This is a genomic window from Temperatibacter marinus (genome assembly GCF_031598375.1).
Classification (GTDB): domain Bacteria; phylum Pseudomonadota; class Alphaproteobacteria; order Sphingomonadales; family Kordiimonadaceae; genus Temperatibacter; species Temperatibacter marinus.
On sequence record NZ_CP123872.1, the window covers coordinates 1,357,756 to 1,382,078 of the forward strand.

At 45.6% G+C, this 24,323-nt stretch carries 22 protein-coding genes; 6 read left to right on the forward strand and 16 right to left on the reverse strand.

Annotated elements, in window-relative coordinates; translation table 11 throughout:
• Positions 1-60: 60 nt before the first annotated feature.
• The 12 genes from QGN29_RS06060 to QGN29_RS06115 form a co-directional block, all read right to left on the reverse strand.
• Positions 61-1,290, reverse strand: a complete 1,230-nt coding sequence (locus tag QGN29_RS06060) for a DUF418 domain-containing protein (protein WP_310799801.1) — start codon at positions 1,288-1,290, stop codon at positions 61-63.
• Between the two features lie 173 nt (positions 1,291-1,463).
• The gene (locus QGN29_RS06065; RefSeq protein WP_310799802.1) at positions 1,464-2,807 is read right to left on the reverse strand and encodes a bifunctional folylpolyglutamate synthase/dihydrofolate synthase; all 1,344 of its coding nucleotides are present in this window, start codon (positions 2,805-2,807) and stop codon (positions 1,464-1,466) included.
• 17 nt (positions 2,808-2,824) lie between these two features.
• Positions 2,825-3,706: an acetyl-CoA carboxylase, carboxyltransferase subunit beta gene (gene accD / locus QGN29_RS06070; protein ID WP_310799803.1), complete on the reverse strand. Its 882-nt coding sequence runs from the start codon at positions 3,704-3,706 to the stop codon at positions 2,825-2,827.
• Between the two features lie 31 nt (positions 3,707-3,737).
• Positions 3,738-4,556 (reverse strand): tryptophan synthase subunit alpha, encoded by an 819-nt coding sequence (gene trpA / locus QGN29_RS06075; protein WP_310799804.1) that lies wholly within the window; start codon positions 4,554-4,556, stop codon positions 3,738-3,740.
• 1 nt (position 4,557) lies between these two features.
• Positions 4,558-5,772, reverse strand: a complete 1,215-nt coding sequence (trpB, locus tag QGN29_RS06080; protein ID WP_310799805.1) for a tryptophan synthase subunit beta — start codon at positions 5,770-5,772, stop codon at positions 4,558-4,560.
• Positions 5,773-5,884: 112 nt separating this feature from the next.
• Complete coding sequence (locus QGN29_RS06085) at positions 5,885-6,538, reverse strand: phosphoribosylanthranilate isomerase (protein WP_310799806.1); 654 nt, start codon at positions 6,536-6,538, stop codon at positions 5,885-5,887.
• A gap of 3 nt (positions 6,539-6,541) precedes the next feature.
• Positions 6,542-7,396, reverse strand: a complete 855-nt coding sequence (locus tag QGN29_RS06090) for a crotonase/enoyl-CoA hydratase family protein (protein ID WP_310799807.1) — start codon at positions 7,394-7,396, stop codon at positions 6,542-6,544.
• Positions 7,386-8,078, reverse strand: a complete 693-nt coding sequence (locus tag QGN29_RS06095; RefSeq protein ID WP_310799808.1) for a B3/B4 domain-containing protein — start codon at positions 8,076-8,078, stop codon at positions 7,386-7,388. Before QGN29_RS06095 ends, QGN29_RS06090 begins: the two co-directional genes overlap by 11 nt.
• 316 nt (positions 8,079-8,394) lie before the next feature.
• Positions 8,395-10,602, reverse strand: coding sequence for a 3-hydroxyacyl-CoA dehydrogenase NAD-binding domain-containing protein (locus QGN29_RS06100; RefSeq protein ID WP_310799809.1), 2,208 nt, complete (start codon positions 10,600-10,602; stop codon positions 8,395-8,397).
• Between the two features lie 17 nt (positions 10,603-10,619).
• Positions 10,620-11,825 carry an acetyl-CoA C-acetyltransferase gene (locus QGN29_RS06105; protein ID WP_310799810.1) on the reverse strand — a complete coding sequence of 402 codons (1,206 nt, stop codon included), beginning with the start codon at positions 11,823-11,825 and terminating at the stop codon, positions 10,620-10,622.
• Between the two features lie 84 nt (positions 11,826-11,909).
• Positions 11,910-13,706 (reverse strand): acyl-CoA dehydrogenase C-terminal domain-containing protein, encoded by a 1,797-nt coding sequence (locus QGN29_RS06110; protein ID WP_310799811.1) that lies wholly within the window; start codon positions 13,704-13,706, stop codon positions 11,910-11,912.
• A 58-nt stretch (positions 13,707-13,764) separates the two neighbouring features.
• Positions 13,765-14,229: a MerR family transcriptional regulator gene (locus QGN29_RS06115; protein ID WP_310799812.1), complete on the reverse strand. Its 465-nt coding sequence runs from the start codon at positions 14,227-14,229 to the stop codon at positions 13,765-13,767.
• Between the two features lie 331 nt (positions 14,230-14,560).
• Between QGN29_RS06115 and QGN29_RS06120 the strand changes: the two genes are divergently transcribed.
• Positions 14,561-15,484 carry a sulfite exporter TauE/SafE family protein gene (locus QGN29_RS06120; RefSeq protein WP_310799813.1) on the forward strand — a complete coding sequence of 308 codons (924 nt, stop codon included), beginning with the start codon at positions 14,561-14,563 and terminating at the stop codon, positions 15,482-15,484.
• The gene (locus tag QGN29_RS06125; RefSeq protein WP_310799814.1) at positions 15,484-16,236 is read left to right on the forward strand and encodes a TIGR02186 family protein; all 753 of its coding nucleotides are present in this window, start codon (positions 15,484-15,486) and stop codon (positions 16,234-16,236) included. Before QGN29_RS06120 ends, QGN29_RS06125 begins: the two co-directional genes overlap by 1 nt.
• On the opposite strand, the gene QGN29_RS06130 is transcribed toward QGN29_RS06125, so the two are convergent.
• The 3 genes from QGN29_RS06130 to QGN29_RS06140 are packed head-to-tail and all read right to left on the reverse strand — an operon-like array spanning position 16,233 to position 18,285.
• Positions 16,233-16,463: a sulfurtransferase TusA family protein gene (locus QGN29_RS06130; protein ID WP_310799815.1), complete on the reverse strand. Its 231-nt coding sequence runs from the start codon at positions 16,461-16,463 to the stop codon at positions 16,233-16,235. The two genes, QGN29_RS06125 and QGN29_RS06130, sit on opposite strands and share 4 nt — an antisense overlap.
• Positions 16,464-16,470: 7 nt before the next feature.
• The gene (gene aroB / locus QGN29_RS06135; protein WP_310799816.1) at positions 16,471-17,589 is read right to left on the reverse strand and encodes a 3-dehydroquinate synthase; all 1,119 of its coding nucleotides are present in this window, start codon (positions 17,587-17,589) and stop codon (positions 16,471-16,473) included.
• On the reverse strand, positions 17,590-18,285 hold the full coding sequence (locus QGN29_RS06140) for a shikimate kinase (protein ID WP_310799817.1): 696 nt from the start codon (positions 18,283-18,285) through the stop codon (positions 17,590-17,592).
• Between the two features lie 220 nt (positions 18,286-18,505).
• Between QGN29_RS06140 and QGN29_RS06145 the strand changes: the two genes are divergently transcribed.
• From QGN29_RS06145 to QGN29_RS06160, 4 genes are all read left to right on the forward strand, one after another.
• The gene (locus QGN29_RS06145) at positions 18,506-18,646 is read left to right on the forward strand and encodes a hypothetical protein (RefSeq protein ID WP_310799818.1); all 141 of its coding nucleotides are present in this window, start codon (positions 18,506-18,508) and stop codon (positions 18,644-18,646) included.
• A 41-nt stretch (positions 18,647-18,687) separates the two neighbouring features.
• Positions 18,688-20,823 (forward strand): hypothetical protein, encoded by a 2,136-nt coding sequence (locus tag QGN29_RS06150; RefSeq protein WP_310799819.1) that lies wholly within the window; start codon positions 18,688-18,690, stop codon positions 20,821-20,823.
• A gap of 14 nt (positions 20,824-20,837) precedes the next feature.
• Positions 20,838-21,752 (forward strand): site-specific tyrosine recombinase XerD, encoded by a 915-nt coding sequence (locus QGN29_RS06155; RefSeq protein ID WP_310799820.1) that lies wholly within the window; start codon positions 20,838-20,840, stop codon positions 21,750-21,752.
• Positions 21,753-21,880: 128 nt separating this feature from the next.
• Positions 21,881-22,831 (forward strand): acetyl-CoA carboxylase carboxyltransferase subunit alpha, encoded by a 951-nt coding sequence (locus QGN29_RS06160; RefSeq protein ID WP_375164687.1) that lies wholly within the window; start codon positions 21,881-21,883, stop codon positions 22,829-22,831.
• Between the two features lie 32 nt (positions 22,832-22,863).
• Here the strand turns inward: QGN29_RS06160 and QGN29_RS06165 are convergent, their stop codons facing one another.
• Complete coding sequence (locus QGN29_RS06165) at positions 22,864-24,276, reverse strand: MATE family efflux transporter (RefSeq protein WP_310799822.1); 1,413 nt, start codon at positions 24,274-24,276, stop codon at positions 22,864-22,866.
• Positions 24,277-24,323: the final 47 nt, after the last annotated feature.

A 24,323-nucleotide genomic window follows, 5' to 3' on the forward strand; every position in this document is an offset into this window, starting at 1 on the left:
GGATCAAAGGCAAAAATTTACCTGGAAATTGCCCAGTTCCCTATGAAGGGTAACTTGAAGTTAGTTGGTTTTGCGATTAGACATTCTGCGAAAACTCGGACGCTTGCCATACGTTAGGGCGCGCCATCCCCATTCCAGAGGGCCATAGACAAAATATCGGAGCCAAATGTGACTATACAAAACTAGAAACGCATATGAAAAAACTACAAAAAGCATAGGCTTTGACAGGCCTACTTTACCAGCCTGATACAGTCCGAACGGCCCATAATAATACAGCATGAGCATAATGCCGCCGAGTACGTAATTGGTCAGGGCCATTCGTCCCACAGGCGCAAAGACGGGCAATATACGCACCCAAAAACGGGACCGTAAACCTAAGACAATCAAGCAAATATATCCGGCTGCGGTTAAAGGTGTTGCAACAACCTGCAAGGCCTTTTGGATAAGGTCGCTTCCTGAAAATTCGGGCATGAAATAGGCAACGATATCTAATCCAAGACCGAGTGGTAAGACTATGATAAGCCACCGCTTAAAGCCATCCAACCATTGATCCGGATTCAGTAACCAGCCCTTGCGTCCAACCCACATACCAATCATAAATCGGCCTAATGCATAGAAAATAAAGCCAACCATACTACCACCCAAAATCCAGTCACGCATCGTGAAACCATAGAAGTGGGCGATCAGATTTTTATAGCCCCAATCTGCCGCCAGTGCTTGTCGTTCTATAATAGCAGCATCGGTAAAATACCAGTCACTGTCCAAACTTTCGCGCACGCCGAAAAGCTGAAAAATACCACCAATGGCCAACATTCCGAACAGGGAGAGAGGGATGCCTAATCCCACGAGGACACGATTACTCACATCCCGCATGGCGAACAGTATATAGCCTGTTAGGGCATAGACTAACAGGATTTCCCATATGGATATGAAGAAGATATTTATAAGAGAAAACCCAAGAAGCACAGTCAGCCGACGTAAGTATATCTGATTAAAGTTATCGCCCCGCGCGCTCAATCGATCCATTTGTAAATAAAAACCTAGCCCGAAAAGAAAAGCGAAGAGGGTGTTCGCTTTTCCAGACACAAATAATGTTATCACAAAGGCAACATAGGGATCCCACGCAGCATAGGAGGATGTTGCCATTTGATCCGCTGTAGAAGCAATGCCAAATAGATAAAATTCACTGAAATTACCCAGAATTACGCCAAATAAGGCAAAGCCTCTAAGAACATCGAGTTCAGCTATTCTCGCTTTAACATTCACGGGGTTGGCTGTTGAGTTTGACAAGGCGCTACCCTTTCTTCTGAGAATAATAGCGATGCTAGAAGAAACGACTGTAGCCTATGAATATATCTCTGTATATAGGCAATTCTAGGGTGCATTTTTGGGTTATTTGCTAAGCCATAGTTAAAGAAAATTTTATATATACAAAAACTTGCTTCACGGTAATGAATTTAGGGCTAATCTGGTAAATACCCAATTTCTCTTAAAATTGATCCCGCTAGATAAAGGGACCCCCCTAACAAGATAAAAGGGGCTGGTCCAGTCTTTGTCTGCTCGGCGATTGCCTCAATAGCCTTTGTCACTGATGTTGCCATAGTGCCGTGAATTCCCACATCCGTTGCTGCGGCAGCTAGAAAAGCGGGAGCGGCTGCATTTTCTTCGCCGGGAATATCCACGGCTATAACCTGATTGACTGTTCCCGTAAGATTTTTTAAATAGCCTGTGGCATCTTTTGTTCCCATCATGCCTAAGATGAGAAAGACTGGGCGTTCTCCAAGATCTTCACCTAGTTCGTCATGGATAAATTTCTTTATAACAACAGCCGCCGCTGGATTATGTCCACCGTCTAACCATAGGGCATGTTCATCGGGAAGAAGATCATTAAGCAGACTGTCTTCAATTTCTTGAAGTCTTGCAGGCCAGCGAACCCAGCCGAGCCCAGCTTTGATCGCAGATTCTGGAATTGAGAGCGCTTTTTGTGTTCGTGCGATAGCAATGGCCATGGCCGCATTCATAATCTGATGACGACCGTGCAGCGTGGATTGAGGTAAAACCAGCTTGCCTTTAGCATCCTCATAGATCAGATCGCCAGTTTCAGAGTGAATGACCGCCTCGTAATGCTTGTTCCAGAGAGATGTTGGAGCATTTTTAATGTCTGCTTCTCGAGCAATAGCCTGTAGAGCAGGACCTTGCTGTGGGCCGACTATAAGGGGGGTATCCTCTTTGATTATCCCAGCTTTTTCTTTAGCGATGGCTTCAAGTGTATGTCCGAGAAATTGCTCATGATCCATCGAGACAGGCGTGATACAAGTTAGGGCTGGCTTTGGGATGACATTTGTAGCGTCTAGACGACCCCCAAGGCCTACTTCAAGAATACAGAAATCAGCAGGAGTTCTTGAGAAAGCAAGCAGGGCAGCAGCTGTGGTAACCTCAAAATAAGTGATAGAGTCGCCTGCATTTTTCTCTTCAACCTCTTGGAGAATTTCACTCAGATAAGTCTCTGAGATTAATTGCCCTGCGAGGCGAATGCGCTCATGAAATCTAACCAAATGAGGACTGGTGTAAGCATGAACACGGTGGCCTGCTGCCTCAGCAATGGCCCGAAATGTTGCAGTGGTAGATCCTTTTCCATTGGTGCCAGCAATATGAATAACCGGGGGGAGTGAGTTTTGCGGATTTCCAAGTTTTTTAAGCAACGTCATTAATCGCCCCAACGAGAGGTCAATTACTTTTGGATGCAGAGACATTAGGCGCGTCAGGATAGCATCACTGGCGGCACATTTCTGGTCGATTTCATTCATCAGGAGTGGTCAGCACTTTATTCTGCAGCTTGTGTGCTGCGAGAACTCCACTTGCCTCCCATTAAGAAGCCAAGAACTTTACCAAGTTCCTCATTCATATGATGGCGGTGAACAACCATATCAACCATGCCATGTTCGCGGAGATATTCGCTGCGCTGGAAACCTTCAGGAAGTTTTTCACGGATCGTTTGTTCAATCACACGCGGCCCTGAAAAAGCTATCATAGCGCCAGGTTCTGCTATGTGAACATCCCCCAGCATAGCATAGGAAGCAGATACGCCTCCAGATGTGGGATCTGTTAGTACAACCACATACGGCAGACCGGCTTCTTTTAGAAGCTGCAGAGCTACTGTCGTACGAGGCATTTGCATCAATGACAGAATGCCTTCTTGCATGCGCGCACCGCCTGATGCAGTGCAAATCACTAGAGGGGCACCAATTTTAATGGCATGTTTAGCGGCAGAGATAATGCCTTCTCCAACGGCCATACCCATAGATCCACCCATGAAGAAGAAATTCTGCACAAGAACAACTGTATCATTTCCTTGTACTTTACCTACTGCGGCTTTCACCGCATCATTATCGCCTGTTTTAGCACGGGCATCTTTGAGGCGGTCAGGGTATTTTTTTGTATCTCTGAACTTAAGAGGATCTTCCTGCACTTTTGGCATCTCAAGTTGCTTATAAGTGCTGCGATCGAAAATGCTAGCAAATCGATCTTCAGGAGGCATGCGATCATGATGGTCGCAGTGACCGCATACATATTGATTGGCGACGAAATCTTTATGAAAGATCATCTGGCCACAATTTTTACATTTATGCCAAAGATTATCAGGTGTATCTTTACGGTTTAAAACCGCTTGTAATTTCGGCTTAACATAGTTTGTCAACCAATTCATCGGGCAACCCCTTCAGTAAATAATACAAAACCTAGGCTGATCTTACACCAGCAGCGAGGCTTTTGACAAATTCTAAAGTCTTCGATGCTGTCTCTACGCTTGCTTTACCATTCTTGTCAAGATCTGCTGCAATTGTTTCCACAATTGCGGATCCAACAACGGCCGCATCGCAAACCTTTGCCATCTCTCTGGCTTGCTCTTGTGTTCTGATGCCAAACCCTATCGCTACGGGCAGGTCTGTATGTTTTTTAATCCTTTGCACTGCATCGCCAGCTATTTGCGCCGTAGACGACTGTGCCCCTGTTATGCCAGCGACAGCAACATAGTAAACAAAACCAGAAGCACCGTCGACGATGGTTTGAATACGTTCATCATCGGAAGTTGGTGTAATGAGCCGCACCACATCAAGACCGGCAGTATTAGCGGGGCCTCTCAGTTCTTCATCTTCTTCTGGAGGAAGGTCGACAATAATAAGACCGTCCACGCCTGCTTCTGCTGCATCTGTGGAAAAGCTTTCGATTCCATAGGTATAAACAGGATTGAAGTAGCCCATTAGAACAATAGGAGTTTCTTGATCGTCATGTCGAAATTCTGCGACCATTTTCAACGTATTTTTAAGCGACCCACCACTGGCTAAAGCCCGTTGAGCCGCTTTATCAATGCTTGGACCATCTGCAGAAGGGTCTGTAAAAGGCATGCCAAGCTCGATGATATCTGCACCCGCAGCAGGGAGACCTTTTAAAATCTTGAGGGAGGTTTCAAAATCAGGATCTCCTCCTGTAATGAAAGTGATAAAAGCCGCTCTCTTTTCACGGTTTAATCTCTCGAATGTTTTGGGTAATCTGCTCATCTTATATCTCCACCCCGAGATGATCTGCGACAGTGAAGATATCTTTATCACCGCGCCCAGATAAGTTCAGGACTATTATTTTATCTTTATCCAGTGTCGGGGCAATGCGTGCAAGATGGGCAAGAGCATGACTGCTTTCTAAGGCAGGAATAATCCCTTCCAGCTTACAGCAGAGTTGGAAGGCTTCCATAGCTTCCTCATCAGTTGCATTGACGTAGTTAATACGGCCCTTTTCATTAAGCCATACGTGTTCAGGTCCAATGCCAGGATAATCAAGCCCTGCTGAAATAGAATGGGCTTCTTGGATCTGGCCGTCTTCATCTTGAAGGAGCATGGTGCGATTGCCGTGAAGCACGCCTGGACTCCCTCCAAGAATAGAGGCCGCATGCTGATCTGTGTCAACGCCGTGTCCTGCAGCTTCTACAGCATCAATGCTAATATCTGGCTCATCTAAAAAGGGATGGAATAGGCCGATGGCATTGGATCCTCCGCCGACACAAGCAATGAGCTTATCAGGAAGACGCCCTTCTTTTTCTAGTATTTGTGCGCGAGTTTCCTGGCCAATAATGCTCTGGAAATCACGGACCATTTTAGGATAAGGGTGCGGTCCAGCTACAGTGCCGATAATATAAAATGTGTCATGGACATTCGTCACCCAGTCTCTTAGGGCATCATTCATTGCATCCTTTAAAGTCGCTGACCCACTGGTGACAGGTTTTACCTCCGCGCCTAACAGTTTCATTCTAAAGACATTTGGCTTCTGACGTTCAATATCTACAGCGCCCATAAAGACTGTACATTCCATGTTGAATAAAGCGGCGACTGTAGCAGTCGCGACACCGTGTTGACCCGCGCCAGTTTCAGCGATGACACGGGTCTTACCCATGCGCTTAGCCAGAAGGACTTGACCGATCGCATGATTAATCTTGTGAGCCCCTGTATGATTTAGCTCTTCGCGCTTCAAGTAAATTTTTGCCCCGCCGAAATGCTCTGTCATACGCTCTGCAAAATAAAGCGGGCTCGGGCGGCCAATATATTCCTTGTTTAGGTAAGCAAGTTCTTCTTGATACGCTGGATCTTGCCATGCTTTTTCAAATTGCTTTTCGAGATCTAGAAGCAACGGCATTAATGTTTCGCTCACATAGCGACCGCCGTAAATTCCAAAGTGACCGCGCTCATCTGGGCCACTGCGTAAGCTGTTTGGGGTATAAGTCATGGATATATCCTGTATTGAAAATCATTTTAGGATCAACTCTCTCTTAAAAAAGAGGGGTCGACGCAGTAGATATAGGCTGAGGGCTAGCGAGTCCCAAATGTTATTTTTGTAACTATTTCATTTGCTTAATTTCATACAAGAGGGCTTTGATCTTTGCGATATCTTTTAGCCCTGGTTTGCTCTCAACACCGCTAGAAATATCGATCATAGTGGCATGACTTTGGTGCACAGCCTCGTGCATATTCCCTCTGTGAATACCTCCTGCTACAAACCAAGGCAGCGGTGTTTTGAGGTTTCTGAGTAAGGCCCAGGGTAAGCTGACATTATTGCCGCCTGGTAGGTCTGACCCTTTGGGTGGTTTAGCATCGAACAAAAGAAAATCTACACTCTTATAATAAGGGACAGCCTTTTCTAGATCGCTGCTGTCAGCAATCGCTAAAGCTTTGATGGTCTGCAGGCCGGTTTTGTCTTTAAGCGCACGGATATGTTCAGGACTTTCATGACCATGGAATTGAAGATGCGTCAAATCAAGTGCCTCGATCATTTCAAGAATATCCTGCTCCGCTGCATTTACGAATACGCCGACACGTGCGGGTCCTTGGGGCAGTGATTTTCCCAATTCCTGAGCCTTTGATAAAGTCAGATGTCTTGGTGATTTTGGGAAAGAAATAAAACCCAGATAGGCAGCCCCGGCTTCAGCCGCAGCTTCCGCGGCCTCCATAGTGGTAATTCCACAAATTTTTACGGATACAGAGGACTGTGTCACACCTTAAGCCTTTTTCTTTTTCTCAATCGCTGTTTCATAGGAAAGCAAATTTTCAAATTCAACCTCTGCTTTACTGAGCATTGCCATAGCAGCTTTTTGTACATCATCTCCCAACAGCATAGCACTGTTCCATGTCGCTACATACTCAAGACCAGATTGAATGCTATTCTCTCGTGCATGATTAAGAACGGCTTTGGTTCCTGTCATGGCCATTGGAGATTTGGATGCTATCATCTTTGCAAGAGCAAAGGCTCCCTCTAGCATATCGTCCTTGGTGTCGTAGACGGTATTGACAAAACCGTATGATTTGGCTTCCTCTGCTTTAAATTCTCGACCTGTATATGCTAACTCACGAACCAGGCCATTCGGTAATAAATGGCCAATTCTCTGCAAGGTTCCTACATCTGCAACAATCCCAACATCAATTTCTTTGATGGAAAAAAAACTATCCTTCGTACAAAGGCGAATATCGCAAGCTGTAATCATGTCAACACCGCCGCCGATGCAAGCGTTATGAATGGCAGCAATAACGGGAACTCGAGCCCGGTCTGCGGCGTCTAAGCCATGCTGCCAATTTTTTACATGGCGCCTTAATCTATCTCTGTGACGGGCAGGATCTTTGGCTTGTTCCATTAAAAAACCAGCTGCTTCTTTGAGATCAAGGCCAACAGTGAAATGCTTACTCTCGCCGCCGCTCAGAACGATTGCTCTAACTTCTGGATTTTCACAAAGTGCATCGACAGCAGCTCCTATTTCTTCAAACATGAGGCCGCTCATAGCATTTAATTTCGCTGGGCGGTTCAGGGCAACATGTCCCACATGCCCATCGAGGGTGATTTTTACGGTTTCATACCTCATTGAGTTGATCCTCTTCAAGTTCATTTTCCAGCTCAGCTAATTTGTCTTCTGGAATACAATATTGTGAATAGATTAAGTCTGCGGCGTCGGCAATTTGCTCTAGATAGTCGACTTCTATATTGAGCCCAAATAAAATGAGTAAAAAATTTGTTGTTGTTTCCGTCACACTGGTTCTCAGGCTATCACTATAGGGTGTGCCGAAAGGGCCTTGGTCATCCGCGAGTAAAGGAAGGCCTTCAAGGTTAATAGATCCGCGACCAACGCCTTCATAGGTTTCATTTTCTGTGCCGACGCGCAGCGTGATATCCCCATTAATCTGATCGATATCGTAGCACCCTACTGGAAGGCCAGTGCCAAGTGAGAGTAGATTTGCAGCATCGACGACATTATTAATAAAATAAAGATCTTTGCCTGACATGACACGTCTTAGGAGAGCTTCACTAGAAGGCCTGTATCGACTGGGATCTTTGCCGCATATTTTGAAGGCCTCCCTTATGGAGGCAATAATGGGATCACTGCTGGCAGCTTCCCCCATCATTTCTGCTTGTCGGCTCTCTGCTTCAGCTTGCAGGCTTTCTACAAGCCCCGCAGGACTTTCTGTCACTTGAACAGGGAAATGAATGGCCCCAAGGTGAACAGCAAAGCCTAGAGATTGAAATTTTTGATCCACTAAAATCTGCACAATCTTTACTCCTCTTAAGGAGAGAATAGGGGAGGTTTTTTATAAGGTCTAGACAAAAAAAACCACTTACACCGAAGTTCGGATGCAAGTGGTAAGGTGCTGTGTCTTTTGCAAGAGTGCACAGGTGTGCACTGAGCAAATATAAGTTGGAAAACGCGTATCCAACTTATTCTTAAATCAGGAGGGAAAACCTGATTAAGCAAGAGAGGCCTTAGGGAAACCTGACTTGTAAACTATGTACGGGGCGGGAATTATTTTGGATCAAAAAAAAGGCCCGATGAAATCAGGCCTTTTAAGAATAGTTTAAGAGAGACGCTTATGCTGCCTTCTTACCTTTGGGGTTTGTTGGGGTGTAGAAAGTTTCCCCTGAGGATGCCATATCTCTCAATTGTTGTGTCGGCCGGAACCGCTCGCCGTGTTTATCGGCAAGACGATCTGCTGTTTCAACAAAACTCGCTATACCAACAGTATCCAAATAACTGAAAGGACCGCCAAGGAAAGGAGGGAATCCAATTCCGAAGATTGCTCCTACATCTGCTGAGGACGCATCAATGAGGACACCTTCTTCGAAACAGCGTGCTGCTTCTACGACTTGACGCACAAGAAGTCGCTCTTTAACAGCTTCTAGGGTTGGCTGCTCATCTGACAAAGGGAAATGTTCATTGAGATCAGGCCAGAGATATTTTTTACCTCCTTCAGGATAGACGTAAGAACCCTTCCCGTTTTTACGGCCGTAGCGCTCTAGTTCCATCATTTTCTCAACGAAAGCGTCGGCTGGAGTTGCAACATAGGCATCACCAAGGGCATCCCGTGTTGCCTTGCCAACTTTGTATGAAAGATCAATGGCAACTTCATCGCCGACAGCGAGAGGGCCGACCGGCATCCCAACCATTTTCCCAGCATTATCGATTAGAGCGGGGTTCACACCTTCTTGAACCATGCAATAGCCTTCAGTTACATAGGTGCCAAATGTACGGCTTGTAAAGAAACCACGGCTATCATTGACCACGATAGGCGTTTTCTTAATCTGTGATACATAGTCAAGCGCGAGAGCCAGTGTTGCATCATCGGTTTCATTGCCCATAATAATTTCAACAAGAGGCATTTTATCCACAGGGCTGAAGAAATGAATACCGATAAATTGATGAGGGCGTGTGAAGTTTTTCGCCAAGCCTGTAATTGGCATTGTTGATGTGTTTGATCCATAAACAACATCTTTGCCAATGACGGCCTCAACTTTTTCCGTCACTTCTTTCTTCACTTTTGGATCTTCGAAAACAGCTTCGATGATCAAGTCACAGTCAGCAAGGTCATCATAGCTATCTGTTGGGATGATGCGCTCAAGAAGTGCATCGCCTTTTTCCTTGGAGACCTTACCTCGTTCAACGCCTTTTTTCACAAGATTGCGGCTATAATCTTTTCCTTTTTCAGCACTGTCTTTGCTGACATCGAAAAGAACAACATCCATACCAACTTTTGCTGAAACATAGGCGATTCCAGCCCCCATAAGGCCCGCACCAAGCATGCCGAGACGCTTCACTTTGTTTTTCTCAGGGCCTTTCGGACGAAGAGATCCTTTTTCCACAGCTTGTTTATTTAGGAACAGAGTGCGGATCATGCTTTGTGAAACTGGCCCTTTCAACAAGTTAAGGAAATATTTGCTTTCAATTTTTAAAGCGGTGTCCATGGGCACGATTGATCCTTCGTAGACGCATGACAAGATGGCCTGAACCGCAGGATAATTTTGCTTGGTTTGTTTTTGAGCCATGGCATTAGCGCCAACGAAGACTTGAACAGCACGTGGATCCATAGCGCCGCCGCCGCCAGGAAATTTAAAGCCTTTTTTATCCCATGGCGCAATGGCAGAGGATGTCTTTGCCACATAGTCCTTTGCTTTGCCCACGACGTCTGCAGCATCCACGACTTCGTTCAAAATGCCAAAGCCTTGAGCTGTGAAGGGGTTAAAATTCTTTGCGGTCATGAGGGGTTGCGCGGCATTTTGGATGCCAATAAGGCGTGGAAGACGTTGCGTGCCTCCAGCACCAGGTAGCAATCCGATTTGTACTTCAGGGAAACCAATCTGAGTTTTTGGATCATTAGTACAAACGCGGTAATGACAGGCAAGAGCGATTTCAAATCCGCCACCAAGGGCAAGGCCATTGATCGCTGCAGCGAAAGGTTTGGTTCCTTCTTTTGCTAAGGTCTTCATATCCTTACCACCAGTTTCCATTTTACGGAAAACACGATTAAGATTAAATGTTGCTTCAAATTGTTCTTCGAGTGACGCATTCGCCATATCCATGCCGCCAAGCATTGTTAGGTCAGCACCAGCCACAAATGAGCCTGTTTTTCCTGAAGTGATGACACAGCCTTTAATCGCTTCGTCAGAGAGAACTTGATCAACACAGGTTTCGAAATCTTCGATAACCTGAGCGTTGATGACATTCATTGATGCATCAGGTAGATCAATTGTCATCAAAGCAACGCCGTCTGAATCTACTTCAAAATTAATTGTTTTAGTCATTATTTTGCTCCCTACTCTTACACACGTTCAATAATAGTTGCTGTACCCATACCAGCACCGATACAAAGCGTTGCAAGGGCTGTTTCTTTGCCGCTACGCTCTAACTCATCAAGAACGGTACCAAGGATCATTGCTCCTGTCGCACCTAGTGGGTGTCCCATCGCGATAGATCCGCCGCAAACATTCATTTTATCATGAGGTATATTCAGTTTCTGCATCATACGTAGAACAACAGAAGCAAAAGCTTCATTCAATTCGTATAAATCAATATCCGCTACAGCCATGCCCGCTTTCTTAAGGGCTTTTTCTGCTGCATAGCTTGGACCCGTCAGCATAATTGTAGGCTCGGAACCAATTGAAGCCATTGATTTGATACGAGCTCTTGGCTTAAGGCCAAGTTTCTCGCCAATTTCTTTGTTCCCAATAAGAATGCCTGCAGAGCCATCTACGATGCCCGAGCTATTTCCTGCGTGATGCACATGGTTAATTTTTTCAAGTTCGGGGTATTTTTGTACCGCGACATCGTCAAAACCAAAGGCGCCCATCTCAATGAAAGAAGGTTTTAGACCCCCTAGAGACTGCATGTCCGCTTCAGGACGCATATGCTCATCTTTTGCGAGAGCTGTCATGCCAATGACGTCTTTTACGGGAACGATTGACTTGTCAAAGCGTCCTTCAGACCATGCTTTAGCAGCGCGTTTTTGGCTTTCTACAGCGTAAGCATCGCAGTCGTCGCGACTGAATCCATACTTCGTAGCGATCAGATCAGCTGAAACACCTTGCGGCACAAAATAAGAATGGAACGCAACCGCTGGATCAGTTGCCCAAGCAGCGCCATCTGAGCCCATAGGAACCCGGCTCATGCTTTCAACACCACCGCCGATTGCCATATCTGCTTCGCCAGACATGACTTTCGCTGCAGCGATATTTGTTGCTTCAAGACCTGAAGCACAAAAACGGTTGACCTGAAAACCAGCGGTTGTCTCTGCATACCCAGCATTAATCGCTGCGATGCGCGGAATACATCCTCCTTGTTCACCCACAGGGGAAACACAGCCCATGACAACATCATCTACGACAGACGTATCCAAGTCGTTCCGTTCTCGCAGAGCTTCTAATACTTGAGTGGCCAGTTGAACGGGTGTTATTTCGTGCAAGCTGCCGTCCTTACGGCCTTTTCCACGCGGTGTGCGCACATGGTCATAAATATAGGCTTCAGTCATATTTTTGTCCTCTTCCTTTAGAACTTTTTAAGAGATGAATGAAGCAGGGCAAACCCTGCTTGATTTGTTAATACTTAAGATAGATTAAAATTCGTCTTCGTGTAGCGCCATGACATCTTCACATCCGGCTTCGAGCTCAGCAAGAAGGGATTTTGTTTCCACCATACGGCGGCGCATAAAGTAGCGACCAGTTTTAATTTTTGTTTTATAGAAAGCTGTATCGCCTTCACTGGCTTCAATTTTTGGCTGCACTACAGATGCCATCCATAGCCACATGTGACCAAGAATGACACGGCCAAAAAGGTGCATATAAGCGACAGAGCCGGCGCCTGCATTATCTGGGTTTGCCATGCCATTTTGCATGAGCCACATGGTTGCTTGTTGCAGATCTTTGATGCCGGCTTCAAGTGGGACAGTAAAATCTTTGAGAGCGTCATTCTCTTTGTTCTCAGCAATCAACGTCTGAACTGATTTGAAGTAGCGCTGGATTGAGCGGCCTCCATTGGCACCCAATTTCCGGCCAACAAGGTCAAGGGCTTGAATGCCATTTGTGCCTTCATAAATTTGCGCGATCCGTGCATCCCGAACGAATTGTTCCATGCCCCATTCTTTCACATACCCGTGGCCGCCAAAGACCTGTTGGTTGTTGACACAGTTATCAAACCCTTCATCCGTCATGACGCCTTTAATGATAGGCGTAAGAAGGCCGACAATGTCATCTGCCCACTCGCGGCGTTTTTCATTGGTGGAATTGTGAGACATTTCTACAAGATGACCGCACCACACCGCCAAACAACGAGAGGCTTCATTAAAGCTTTTACTGTTCATAAGCATCCGACGGACATCAGGATGTACAATGATTGGATCTGCGGGGCCCTCTGGATTTTTTGGTCCAGTTAGAGAGCGCATTTGCAAGCGGTCTTTCGCATAATCTAGAGCATTTTGATAAGAGACTTCTGAAAGAGCAAGACCCTGGATCCCCACACCGATCCGTGCCGCATTCATCATGATAAACATAGAGTTCAACCCTTTGTTCTTTTCACCGATCAAATAGCCCGTAGCTTGGTCGTAATTCATAACACAAGTTGAATTAGCATGAATGCCCATTTTTTCTTCTAGGGAACCAACTGATACGCCGTTACGCTCACCGATAGAGCCATCGTCATTGATATGAAACTTTGGAACGATAAAGAGGCTTATGCCTTTTGTTCCTGCAGGAGAATCGGGCATGCGTGCGAGCACAAGATGAATGATGTTCTCACTCATATCGTGATCACCGCTTGAGATGAAAATTTTTGTCCCAGTAATGTTGTAACTGCCATCGGCATTTGGCTCAGCTTTTGTGCGGAGCATGCCAAGATCTGTACCACAGTGAGGCTCAGTTAAATTCATAGTTCCTGTCCATGAACCTTCAACCATTTTGGGTAGATATTGCTCTTTTTGTTCTTGAGATCCATCAATATTAATGGCTGCCATTGCGCCTGAAGAGAGGCCAGGATACATAGCAAATCCATGGTTCGCACTGACAAGAAATTCTTCAATGATCATGCCTACTGCATGAGGCATGCCCTGACCCCCAAACTCTGGGTCTTGGGTCAATGATGGCCACCCGGCTTCCGAGTAAGCTTGGTATGCTTCCTTAAATCCTTTTGGCGTTTTAACCGTCCCATCTTCAAGGAGTGTACAGCCTTCTTCATCCCCAGAGAGGTTAAGAGGGGCGAGCTCATTGGAGACAAACTTTCCAGATTCTTCCAAAATTGCGGCAATAAGATCTGGTGTCGCTTCAGCGTAAGACGGCAGGTCTTCCACATGACTTTGAAGGTCTAAAACTTCATTGATTATAAACAGCGCATCTTTTACTGGGGCAGTATAACGAGGCATGTCTCTTCCTTTTCTTCTGTTTAAGCTGGTGATGTATCCAGCGTTCTTAGATTATAGATTAGTTTTTCAAAAATTTTACGGCAGGCGGAACTTCTGGCGTCTTGCCTGTAGCCTTACTGATCCACTTTCCTGTCTTTTCGCATGCAGTGAGGTCTTCAAGAAGGGAGCAGAAATCTGTCAATTCTTTGATGGTATCGTCAATATCTTGACGCTGATCTTCTAAGGCATTGATACGAGACCGACATTTTTCTAGAGTCACAATTCGCTGCGTTGTTCGGTCATCATCAAGGCTATAAAGATCGAGCATCTCTGAAATCTCACTCAGAGAAAAGCCGACCCGACGCCCCCTTAAAATCCAGGCAACTTTCGTTCTATCAGCAGGGCTATATATTCGATTTTGCCCTTCTCTTGTTGGCGTGATCAAGCCTTGTTCTTCATAATGACGCAGAGTGCGCGACGTCACATCAAACTCCTTGGTCAGGTCTTTGATGGTGAAACGTTCTTTACTGTCCTGCATGATCATAAAGTCATATCCTGCTCTTTGGGATTCCCCATAGGTCAATGCAATCGTGCATCAACAAAATCCCGTTTTCCCGAGGGTCTATATTATTTACGTTTACGTTAACGTCAACTTGAAAATATATTGTTTCTTAACTATTTGTTTTTAAGTACTTTTTCATCTTTGATTCATGTATATATAGAGTTAACTCTTCTGAATTTCATACCGAATCGGGTTTTCTATTATGAAAAATTTATGGAATAGTCAGACAAAGATGAAGCTGACGATTGCAATTATCCTAGTTCTGCGTTACCACTGAAGATAGAGTAATAATTCAGTTTAAAAGCAACCTCTTATGCCGCTTTATCTGCCGATCGCTGAACTTTCAATGAACGTCATCCTCGTAATAGGGATGGGCGCAATGGTTGGTTTCTTGTCTGGTATGTTTGGTGTTGGCGGCGGTTTCTTAATGACACCGCTCTTGATTTTCGCTGGGGTCCCTCCGACTGTTGCAGTTGCAACAGAAGCCAATCAAATTACTGCTGCCTCTGTTTCTGGGGCGTTGGCCCATTATAAAAGGGCTGGCGTAGATTTGAAAATGGGCATGATGCTCATAGTAGGGGGGGCTATTGGTGCCTTTTTTGGGGCGAAAGTTTTTGCTTTCCTGAGGACACTTGGCCAAGTGGATTTGATGATTTCACTCGCCTATGTTCTTTTCCTTGGCTCTGTTGGAGGGTTAATGTTTTGGGAAAGTGTTCAAGCGATTATCCGTGCGCGTAATAATACACCGCCTGTCATTAATCGGGATAACCGGCATGCCAGCTGGGTACATAAATTACCCTTCAAAATGCGATTTAGAAAATCTCGGCTTTACATCTCTGCAATCTTACCAATTAGTATCGGCCTTGTGGTCGGAGTCTTGGCAGCGATTATGGGTGTTGGCGGCGGGTTTATCATGGTGCCAGCGATGATTTATATTTTGGGAATGCCGACCAATGTCGTGGTTGGAACCTCGTTGTTTCAGATTATTTTTGTGACCGCATTAACCACTGTTTTTCACTCAGTCAATACACAGACTGTTGATATACTGTTGGCGCTTCTGCTTTTGTTAGGGGCTGTTGTCGGCGCACAGGTCGGTGTCAGGGTCGGCTTAAAGTTAAAGGGCGAACAATTGCGCGCTTTGCTCGCACTAATGGTTTTAGCAGTTTGTGTGAAAATGGCCTTAGGTCTCCTGATTGAACCCGATGACCTCTTTTCCGTACAGGAGGTGGGCAAATAATGATGAAAAGGCTTTTCCTTGCATTTTTCTTACTGGTTCCATTGGGGATGTCTGCCCAGGCTCAAGTAACGGACCTCTCAGAAAATCGAATTGAAATTCGATATAGCTTTGAGGGCGCAGATTTAATTTTGTTTGGCACCCCAGGACAGAGATTACAACCGGGTGAATATGACGTTGTCGTCGTTGTTCGCGGTCCGACGGTACCTACAATTGTCCGTAAAAAAGCTCATAAGTATGGGATATGGATGAATGACCAGTCTCTGACATTTCCTCAAGTCCCAGGGTATTATGCGGTTGCGGCCAATCGTCCCTTAGCCGAGATTGCGAGCAAAGAGGACCTTGAAAAGCATGCCATAGGGTTTGAGAATATGGCCCTTGAGACTGAGCAGCCCTCCTTGTCAGCGGTGCAACTTAAATCGTTTAAGGAGGCGCTTTATCGAGGGCGACAAGAAGCTGACCTCTACCGACAAGGCCAGGATACAGTCAAGTTGATTGGAGAAGGGCTTTTCAGGACGAATGTGCATTTACCTGCGAATGTACCTGTCGGTGATTTTTTGGTGAACGCGTATATTTTCCAGGATAAAAATTTGCTCGCTTTTAATGAGATTCCCATGGTCGTTGCCAAAGAAGGGTTTGAGCGGGCGGTTTATGAATTTGCGCATACAATGCCCATGTTATATGGCCTGACTGCTGTTTTCATAGCCCTCGTGGCTGGTTGGCTAGCGGGGATGGCAGGCTTAAGAAAAGGCTAAGTTTTTGCGACGGTTGCGCATCCGAGTTTCTCGTCAATTTCAATAAGGCTGTGCCCGCTTTCTACGCAAAAGGCTGGTATGTCTTTGGCCGCATTAGGATCATCAAAGTAGATCAGGATTGTGTCTCCAGATTGCATTTCAGCCAATTTTCGTCTGAGCCTTAACACAGGCATGGGACAACGCATACCACGCGCATTCAATTCATAAGATATGGACTCTGCACGCATCAGCTTATCAGGCCTTGAGGGAGCGCATGATTGTTGTCTTGATGATCTGAGAATCGGGTCCCTTGACGAGAAGTGATTTTCCGATTCCCTCGGCTAGGACGAAGACAATTTCACCGGCTTCTATTTTTTTATCCTGTGCCATGTTGTTCACAAGGGTATCAGCTTCCAGAGTATGAGGAACATCAGCAGCACGGGTCATCATACCGCAAGCTTTAAGATGTCGGGCAACTCTATCTGCTTCTTCTTGAGGGCAAAGGCCTAAATGCACAGAGGCTTCGAAGGCTAAACACATGCCAATTGAAACGCCTTCGCCGTGAAGTAGAGTTCCGTCATAACCACAGGCTGCTTCGATGGCGTGCCCAAAAGTATGTCCGAGATTGAGCAATGCTCTCTTGCCCCCTTCTCTTTCATCTTCTGAGACGACTTGTGCTTTTGATTGGCAACTTTTGGAGATGGCTTGGGCCATTAAATCCTTGTCTCCCTTTAAAAGGCTTGGGCCATTTTCTTCGAGCCAAGAGAAGAATGTCTCATCATTAATAAGACCATATTTGACCACTTCAGCATAGCCCGCCAAAGTTTCACGCGCTGGCAGTGTCGACAGGCTGTTAATGTCTATGAAGACAGCTTCGGGTTGATAGAAAGCTCCGACTAAATTTTTGCCGTATTTTGTATTGATGCCTGTTTTGCCTCCTACGCTGCTATCAACTTGTGAAAGCAAAGTCGTGGGGACTTGAATGAAAGGAAGGCCGCGTAATAAGCTGCTGGCCACATAGCCCACGAGGTCTCCAATGACACCGCCGCCTAAGGCGACAAGGCAGTCTTTCCGACTGGGCTTATAGGAAAGCAGTCTATTGATGAGGCTTTCGTATTGTGAAAAGGATTTTGTTTGTTCACCAGCAGGCAAAATCACGGTCTCAACATGAAGGTGAGCTGCAGCACAGCTTTCTAGCAGAGGCGAGAGATAATGAGGGGCGACATTTTCATCAGTGATGATAAACAAGCGATCACTTTGCAAATGATCTGAAGCTAACTCTGCAAAAGATGGGATCAAATCAGATCCGATGGAAATGGTATAAGAGCGATCCGCAAGATCAACAAAAACTCTTTCAAGGATTTCAGCAGGCACTTAACTCTCCTTCGCTTTTTTCTCCCCTTCAGGGGGGTGACTCTTTCGAATTTTTTTATAATAGGCTCTTAAGATTTTGACCATATTGGCAACAACAATTTCGTGGGGGCCATCGCTAGAGCGGACTTGGAGTGTTGATTCCGCATAAATTGGATTGCGCTCTGCGGCTAAGTTTCTCAAAATATCTTCAGGATTGCCCTTCTTAAGAAGGGGACGGGTATCTCGTCTGCTGGTTCGTTCCACCAGCACATCAATATCTGCATTAAGCCAGATTGTTGTGGCTTCTTTTTTGATCAAAGCACGGGTTTCTTCATTCATAAAAGCTCCGCCGCCAGTAGCAATCACTTTTGGTTTGCCTTGCATAAGGCGGTTAATGACACGCCGTTCTACAGCTCGAAATTCGTCTTCCCCGTATGAATCGAATATCTCAGCAACAGACATTTGTGCCGCCTTCTCAATTTCATGATCACTGTCTACAAAACCTACCCCTATGGATCGGGATAGGCGCCGGCCAATGGTGGTCTTCCCAACCCCCATCAGCCCAATTAAAACAATTGGCTTGTCAAGCTTGACGGTAGACTGATTACGACTGCCTTGACGCTGAGACGTACTCCGCCCAGAACGGCCAGCCCCTTGTCTATCAGGGCGGCGACTGCCAAAGTTTCGGCGATTTTTATGTCGACGTGATCTAATCATAGAAAATCTATTACGGATTTTTAGGGCGTCGCGCTACAGTTTTATCCGCTTTGTGACTAAATATTTCAGGGGCCAATCATAAAATAGCCTGATTTTTATGGTCTAAGGTTTTTTATTCAAAGGAAAATGACCACAAGACTGGACTTGCTCAGCATGGCTATCTATAAAAAGAAACGATAAGATTTTGGGTAAGGGCGAAGACCCCTAAAAGGTAGATTATATGTCAACGATTACTAAAGTTATTTCTGGAGCAATTTTTCTCGGTCTAATCATTGGGGCAGTTGTCTTGATGACTACGGACATTCCTGCACCGGAATCAAAGGTTTCTAAAACTCTCAGCAATGATCGTTTTCCTGGATAGGTTCCAGTAAAATTCACCTTTTGGAAAACAGGACACACCCTATGAAAAATGCATTCACCTATCTGCTCACCATGGGACTCTGTTTTCTCCTGCTCAAGACGTCACCAATTGCCTCGCAAGAGACTGAAGAAGAAAACAAGCCTTCAGCATCAGAAGAGAAAAAGTCTGTCCCTAAGGAAAAAAAGGCAGAAGAGACAGAGAAATCATCAACAGAGACAACTTTAAACGCTGTAAAAAAAGAGCTTCTTTCTGTTAAAGAGCAACCAAAATTAAAATTACAATTAGGCCCTGGAATTGGAAAACCACTTTCAGTCTTGCCGCGTCCCTTTTTGCCTAAAGGGAGTGTAAAGCTGCCTGCAAAGTCCTTGTCTGAAAATCACCCCAGTATTCAAGAAAACAGCCTGCCAAGAGCTGACAAAATAGATCAGACTCTTGTTGAAACGCAGGAGAAGACTCCTCTTGTTGAAGGGCAACCAGTTAACAAGGCGGATGACATTGTAGAAAATACTGGAGGGCAGAATCCTCTAGGTGTTTCAATTTTGGAAAGTGGTTCACTGGCAGCCCTGGATCCAAGCGGTGTCGCTGTGAATGAGACGATACTAAGCCCCGTTGGTGCTGACTTTTGGACTGGTTTGTCACGGGCAGAAATATTGACCCAATATTCAAAATTAACACGGTCGGGGGGCTCTTCGGCCTTGGATAAGCTGTCACGGGATATTTATAAAGCAGGAATTGATCTGCCAGCCCCTAAAGATGAACAGCAAGATGTGAATGGCTTTTTAAGACAACGCTTTCAGTTTTTATCTCAGTCTGGTGAAGGTGAAGCCCTGGCCAGTTTATTAGCCTTATTACCTGCGGATAAAGACTGGTCTGAATTTGATGAAGAAAAGACCAAAGTTGCGCTTGCAGCAGATAAAAGGGCAGAAGCTTGTGCTATCGCTGAAGGTCGTGTTGGTTCTTCTCGTGAAGCTTATTGGCTCAGGCTGTTAACCTTCTGTAACGCCATTAATGGGCGCAGAGATAATGTTGATTTCCAGATTAGTGTCTTAGAAGAATTAGACAGTTTAAGTCCGGCTTTTTTTAAGCTTATCGATTATATTTTAATTGAGGCTGAAACAGGAGTGGCCGCTGATCGATCACCAGATATTCTCTCCCCTTTAAATATCCAGATTTTAGAAGCCTCTCTCGTGAATATTTCCCGTGCGGCTGTCAGTGATTTGTCCCTTGAAAATGTGGATCCGCTTGCTGTACCGGTCCTTTTGAAGGCACCCGGTGTGAAGCCTGAAGCTAAGGTGAAATTGCTTGAAAAAGCATTGATTGAAAATTGGGTCACTTCTCAAGCCTTTACCGATTTCATTATCAGGTTTGCCCCGACACCGATTCAGGTGGCTGATGCATATAGTCTTGCCCAAACCCTTGAGGGAGAAGAAGTTGATATAGAAGATCCTGGATTTATCATTGACCTAACTCTTGCGAGTCAAGCTTTGCGAGCAGATACAATCGAAGAAAGAATGACTGCCTTACAATTCGCTTATAGACGTGCTGTAAAAGCAGGGCATATGCATCGTTTGGCCGGGGGATATCTCCCCCTTGTTCGTGACGTTCCAGTAACAACTGATGCTGCTCAATATGCTGAAATGATGATTAGAATGGGCCTTGTTTCCGGTGATTATGATCTTGCCCTTAATTGGTTCACAATGATTAGACAATCTGAGGCAGGTAAAGTGCCAAATCTGGATACTACATTGATCAAAGTTTTTCCTTATATGGCATTACTCGATTCTTCTATTTCTCTGGATGACAAAGTGTCTTCTCAGTGGTGGGATGCAGTAAAAGCGGATCCAATGAAATATGAAAAAGCAGGTATGATTGCCACCGTTCTAGAGGCTCAACAAATCGAAGTGGCAGAAAGCTTTTGGGAAAAATTAGCAGAGGGCCCCGTCGTTCTCAAGTCCGGTGCGGCTTCACCAGCTCAGTGGCGAGCTCTTTTGAAGGCATCTCTTGAAGAAGATAGACGAGGTGTTTTCAATGCGGCTCACTCTATGATTGCTAGTGCTAAAATTTCTAATATTCCAGTAGCTCTGTCCGGTACCTTGCTGGCCAGTTTGGTCGCTGCGGACTATAAAGAGATCAGCAGGTCTCTTGCCATCGAAATGCTTGTGCTCTCAGGCTTGTAAGCAAGGCATAAAAGATGTCTGACGTTGCGTTAATTGATCAATTTTTAGAAATGATGGCTGCAGAAAAAGGCAGTGCTCGGAATAGTCTATTGGCCTATCAGCGAGATTTACTTGATCTTTCGGAAACTGTATCTGGTTCCCTTGAGCATGCATCGACGAGTGATTTAAAAGCATGGCTTGCTTCTATACAAAAAAGAGGCTTATCAAATAGTACTGCGGCTCGCAAGCTCTCAGCCGTACGACAATTTTATCTCTTTCTGTTTCGAGATGGATTGCGCTTTGATAATCCTGCAGCAATTTTGGAGAGCCCTCGAATAGCGCGGCCTTTACCCAAGGTTCTTGGTGAAATCGATGTCCAAAAAATTTTAGAGGCAGCGCATCATCAGGCTGCTACCGGAGATCTAAAAACCCTCCGCAACCTTGCCCTGATTGAAACGCTCTATGCTACAGGACTTAGAATTCAGGAATTGGTTAGTTTACCGCGGGCCATATTTGGACCTGATACGGTTGTTTTTACTGTAACAGGCAAAGGGAATAAAGATCGAATGGTCCCTCTTGGCGGGCCTGCTCGTAAAGCCTTGAGAACTTATTGTCTGGCCCGAGATGCTTCTTCAGAAAAAGAGAGTGTTTACTTGTTCCCCTCACGAGGAAAAGAAGGTCACATTACACGACGGCGCGTTGGCCAAATGATGAAGGACCTTGCCATTGAAGCAGGTATGATGCCATCGAAAGTGAGCCCGCATAAATTGCGCCATGCTTTTGCCACTCACTTATTGGCGCATGGAGCCGACCTTAGAAGCGTTCAAAAGCTCTTAGGACACGCAGACATATCCACGACGCAGATCTATACACATGTGCTTGATGAGCGTTTGAAAAAACTTGTGCAGGAAAAGCATCCGCTTGCTCAAAAAAAGGGTGCCAAAAAATGAGAAACGAGGCGCTCTAAATCTTGACATTTGTAAAGAGGTGTGAGCATGGTGCGCCAAATTTGATTTTGTCCTCTCTCTCTCTTATACTGAGAACTCTGGGCATAGAAAACAAAGGTGAGTATCGAATGATGACTTTTCTTGAGTTTGAAAAACCGATAGCAGAACTAGAAGGTAAAATTCGTGAGCTGCGAGGTTTGACAACGAGTGACGTTGATGTAACTGCGGAAGTTGGACAATTAGAGAGTAAATTAGATAAACTCTTAAAAGATACTTATACTCAGCTCAGTCCCTGGCAAAAAATGCAGGTAGCAAGACACCCGGAGCGTCCTCACTTTAAAGATATTATCGCCCATATGTTTGAGGATTTCACCCCTCTTGCTGGAGATCGTTATTTTGGCGAAGATGATGCGATCCCCTCTGGCCTTGCGCGTTTTCGGGGCGAAGCTTGTGTTGTGATGGGTCATGAAAAAGGGTGGGATACGCAGTCTCGCATTAAACATAATTTTGGCATGGGCCGTCCTGAAGGATACCGTAAGGCTGTAAGGCTTATGGATATGGCAGAGCGTTTTGGCCTGCCTGTGATCACTCTTGTTGATACATCAGGCGCCTATCCAGGTCTCGGCGCTGAAGAACGGGGTCAGGCAGAGGCCATCGCACGGTCAACAGAAGCATGCCTTAATATGAGAGCGCCTCTTGTCTCTTGTGTGATCGGTGAAGGTGGTTCTGGCGGCGCGATCGCCCTCGCGGCAGGCAATCAAGTTTTGATGTTAGAACATGCTATCTATAGTGTGATCAGTCCTGAAGGGTGTGCTTCTATTTTGTGGCGCACTGGGGACCGCGCAAAAGATGCAGCAGATGCTCTCAGAATTACCGCACAAGATCTGAAAAAACTTGCTATTGTTGATAGTATTATAAGCGAGCCTCTTGGCGGAGCTCACAGAAACCCTGAGCAAGCTATGAATCTTCTTGGGAATGGTATAGAACAGTCTCTAAGAGATATGGCGGGCATGAGTGGTGAGAAGTTGAGAGAAGCGCGCCGGACAAAATTCCTAGCTATGGGCGAGCATGGTCTCGCTTAATTCATTCTACTAAGACCATTTAAAAACCCACTTTACGAAGTGGGTTTTTTTGTGAGTTGTATAAATCGCAGAAGTTGAATGACCATTGAGACTACAACGCCCATCAGTGTGCCAAGAAACAACCCTTTTAGACCCATCTCGAAAGTAAAAGCCAGTATGTAGCAGGCAGGCAGCATGACGCCAATGAAACTGGTGCTTTGGATGACTGTCGGGATCCATGTTTCTTTCACGCCGCGTAAAAAATTAGAAACTAACATTTGTGCGGCATCAAAGAACATCATTAAAACGAAGAGTAATGCCAAGGAAACAAGAGCGTCTTGAACAGCAGTATCGTTACTAAAAATACCAATTAAAGGGGCTGGCATTAACAGGATACTGACACCCAGTCCTCCTACAATAAGGACGTTTAAGATAAGTGCGCTGATGCCCGCCAAAATCGTATCAAGACGATCTCGACGGGAAAAAGCAATTCCAACGCGCACTGCAGCGGCACCGCCAATGCCTAGGGATATCATTAAGGGAAGACCGTTGACTTGGCTTACAACACCATGAGCAGCAAGAGGAATGGTGCCAAGCCACCCCGCAAAGATGACCAAAGCACTAAAAGCAATGACTTCAGCAGCGAGGGAAACGCCTGAGGCATAGCCTAATTGCCTTTGATCAGCCCAGTCAGACCATCGCTGTCCGTGAGGGTCTCTTACACCAAAGCGTCTCAGACTCGGGGCATGCCAAATGTAAAGCATCATACCAAGTCCCATTATCCAGCGGACGACAGTGGTTGTCCAGGCCGACCCTTCTGCCCCTAGAGAGGGGATGAATCCTGTATAGGGCATTAGGGCAGAGTCACTATTCACCCCATAGATCAAAAGTATATTTAGGCCGATGTTAACAATGTTGGCGATAACCATGATCTTTAATCCTACATCAGGGCGCTTAACGCCTTCAAGGAACATAAAACAGCAAATAAATAAAATCTGCCCCGGCATCCCGATCCCTAAAATTTGAATGATCTTACCACTCTCTTGTGTAATCTCTGGCGCTTGACCCAGTGCTTCTAAAATGAAAGGGGCGGGAATAGATAACAAGAGGACAAAAAGACTGATGAAGCCAGTAAAAGGCAGGCTGCGCCGCCAAACCCGGCCACACTCTTGATAATCTTTGGCCCCATAAGCATTGGATGTATAGACCATGACACCCATTAAAATCCCGAGCGCAATCACATTGGTAAACATGATTATAGACTGGTTCGCAAGATTGAGCCAAGCTAAGTGAGCAGTGGCAAAATGTCCGACCATAGCCATATCTACAAGATTAAGGGTTAACATCCCAACGCGCATACCCATGGTTGGGACAGCAAGCCTGACAAGCTCACTGAACTGACGCTTAAAGCGTCCAAACATCCATCCCGCAGGATGCGGTGTTTCTCTATCCCATTTTATGCTCACAAGAGATCCTTGATAAAAACCTTGATTAATCCAGCAACCATTTGCAC

Bases quoted from the DNA above. Each gene is read 5' to 3' on its own strand.
- QGN29_RS06065 (WP_310799802.1), bottom strand. From the start codon at position 2,807: ATGAATGAAATCGACCAGAAATGTGCCGCCAGTGATGCTATCCTGACG.
- accD (WP_310799803.1), bottom strand. From the start codon at position 3,706: ATGAATTGGTTGACAAACTATGTTAAGCCGAAATTACAAGCGGTTTTA.
- trpA (WP_310799804.1), bottom strand. From the start codon at position 4,556: ATGAGCAGATTACCCAAAACATTCGAGAGATTAAACCGTGAAAAGAGA.
- trpB (WP_310799805.1), bottom strand. From the start codon at position 5,772: ATGACTTATACCCCAAACAGCTTACGCAGTGGCCCAGATGAGCGCGGT.
- QGN29_RS06090 (WP_310799807.1), bottom strand. From the start codon at position 7,396: ATGAGGTATGAAACCGTAAAAATCACCCTCGATGGGCATGTGGGACAT.
- QGN29_RS06100 (WP_310799809.1), bottom strand. From the start codon at position 10,602: ATGACTAAAACAATTAATTTTGAAGTAGATTCAGACGGCGTTGCTTTG.
- QGN29_RS06105 (WP_310799810.1), bottom strand. From the start codon at position 11,825: ATGACTGAAGCCTATATTTATGACCATGTGCGCACACCGCGTGGAAAA.
- QGN29_RS06110 (WP_310799811.1), bottom strand. From the start codon at position 13,706: ATGCCTCGTTATACTGCCCCAGTAAAAGATGCGCTGTTTATAATCAAT.
- QGN29_RS06115 (WP_310799812.1), bottom strand. From the start codon at position 14,229: ATGATCATGCAGGACAGTAAAGAACGTTTCACCATCAAAGACCTGACC.
- QGN29_RS06120 (WP_310799813.1), top strand. From the start codon at position 14,561: ATGCCGCTTTATCTGCCGATCGCTGAACTTTCAATGAACGTCATCCTC.
- QGN29_RS06125 (WP_310799814.1), top strand. From the start codon at position 15,484: ATGATGAAAAGGCTTTTCCTTGCATTTTTCTTACTGGTTCCATTGGGG.
- QGN29_RS06130 (WP_310799815.1), bottom strand. From the start codon at position 16,463: ATGCGTGCAGAGTCCATATCTTATGAATTGAATGCGCGTGGTATGCGT.
- QGN29_RS06140 (WP_310799817.1), bottom strand. From the start codon at position 18,285: ATGATTAGATCACGTCGACATAAAAATCGCCGAAACTTTGGCAGTCGC.
- QGN29_RS06145 (WP_310799818.1), top strand. From the start codon at position 18,506: ATGTCAACGATTACTAAAGTTATTTCTGGAGCAATTTTTCTCGGTCTA.
- QGN29_RS06150 (WP_310799819.1), top strand. From the start codon at position 18,688: ATGAAAAATGCATTCACCTATCTGCTCACCATGGGACTCTGTTTTCTC.
- QGN29_RS06155 (WP_310799820.1), top strand. From the start codon at position 20,838: ATGTCTGACGTTGCGTTAATTGATCAATTTTTAGAAATGATGGCTGCA.
- QGN29_RS06160 (WP_375164687.1), top strand. From the start codon at position 21,881: ATGACTTTTCTTGAGTTTGAAAAACCGATAGCAGAACTAGAAGGTAAA.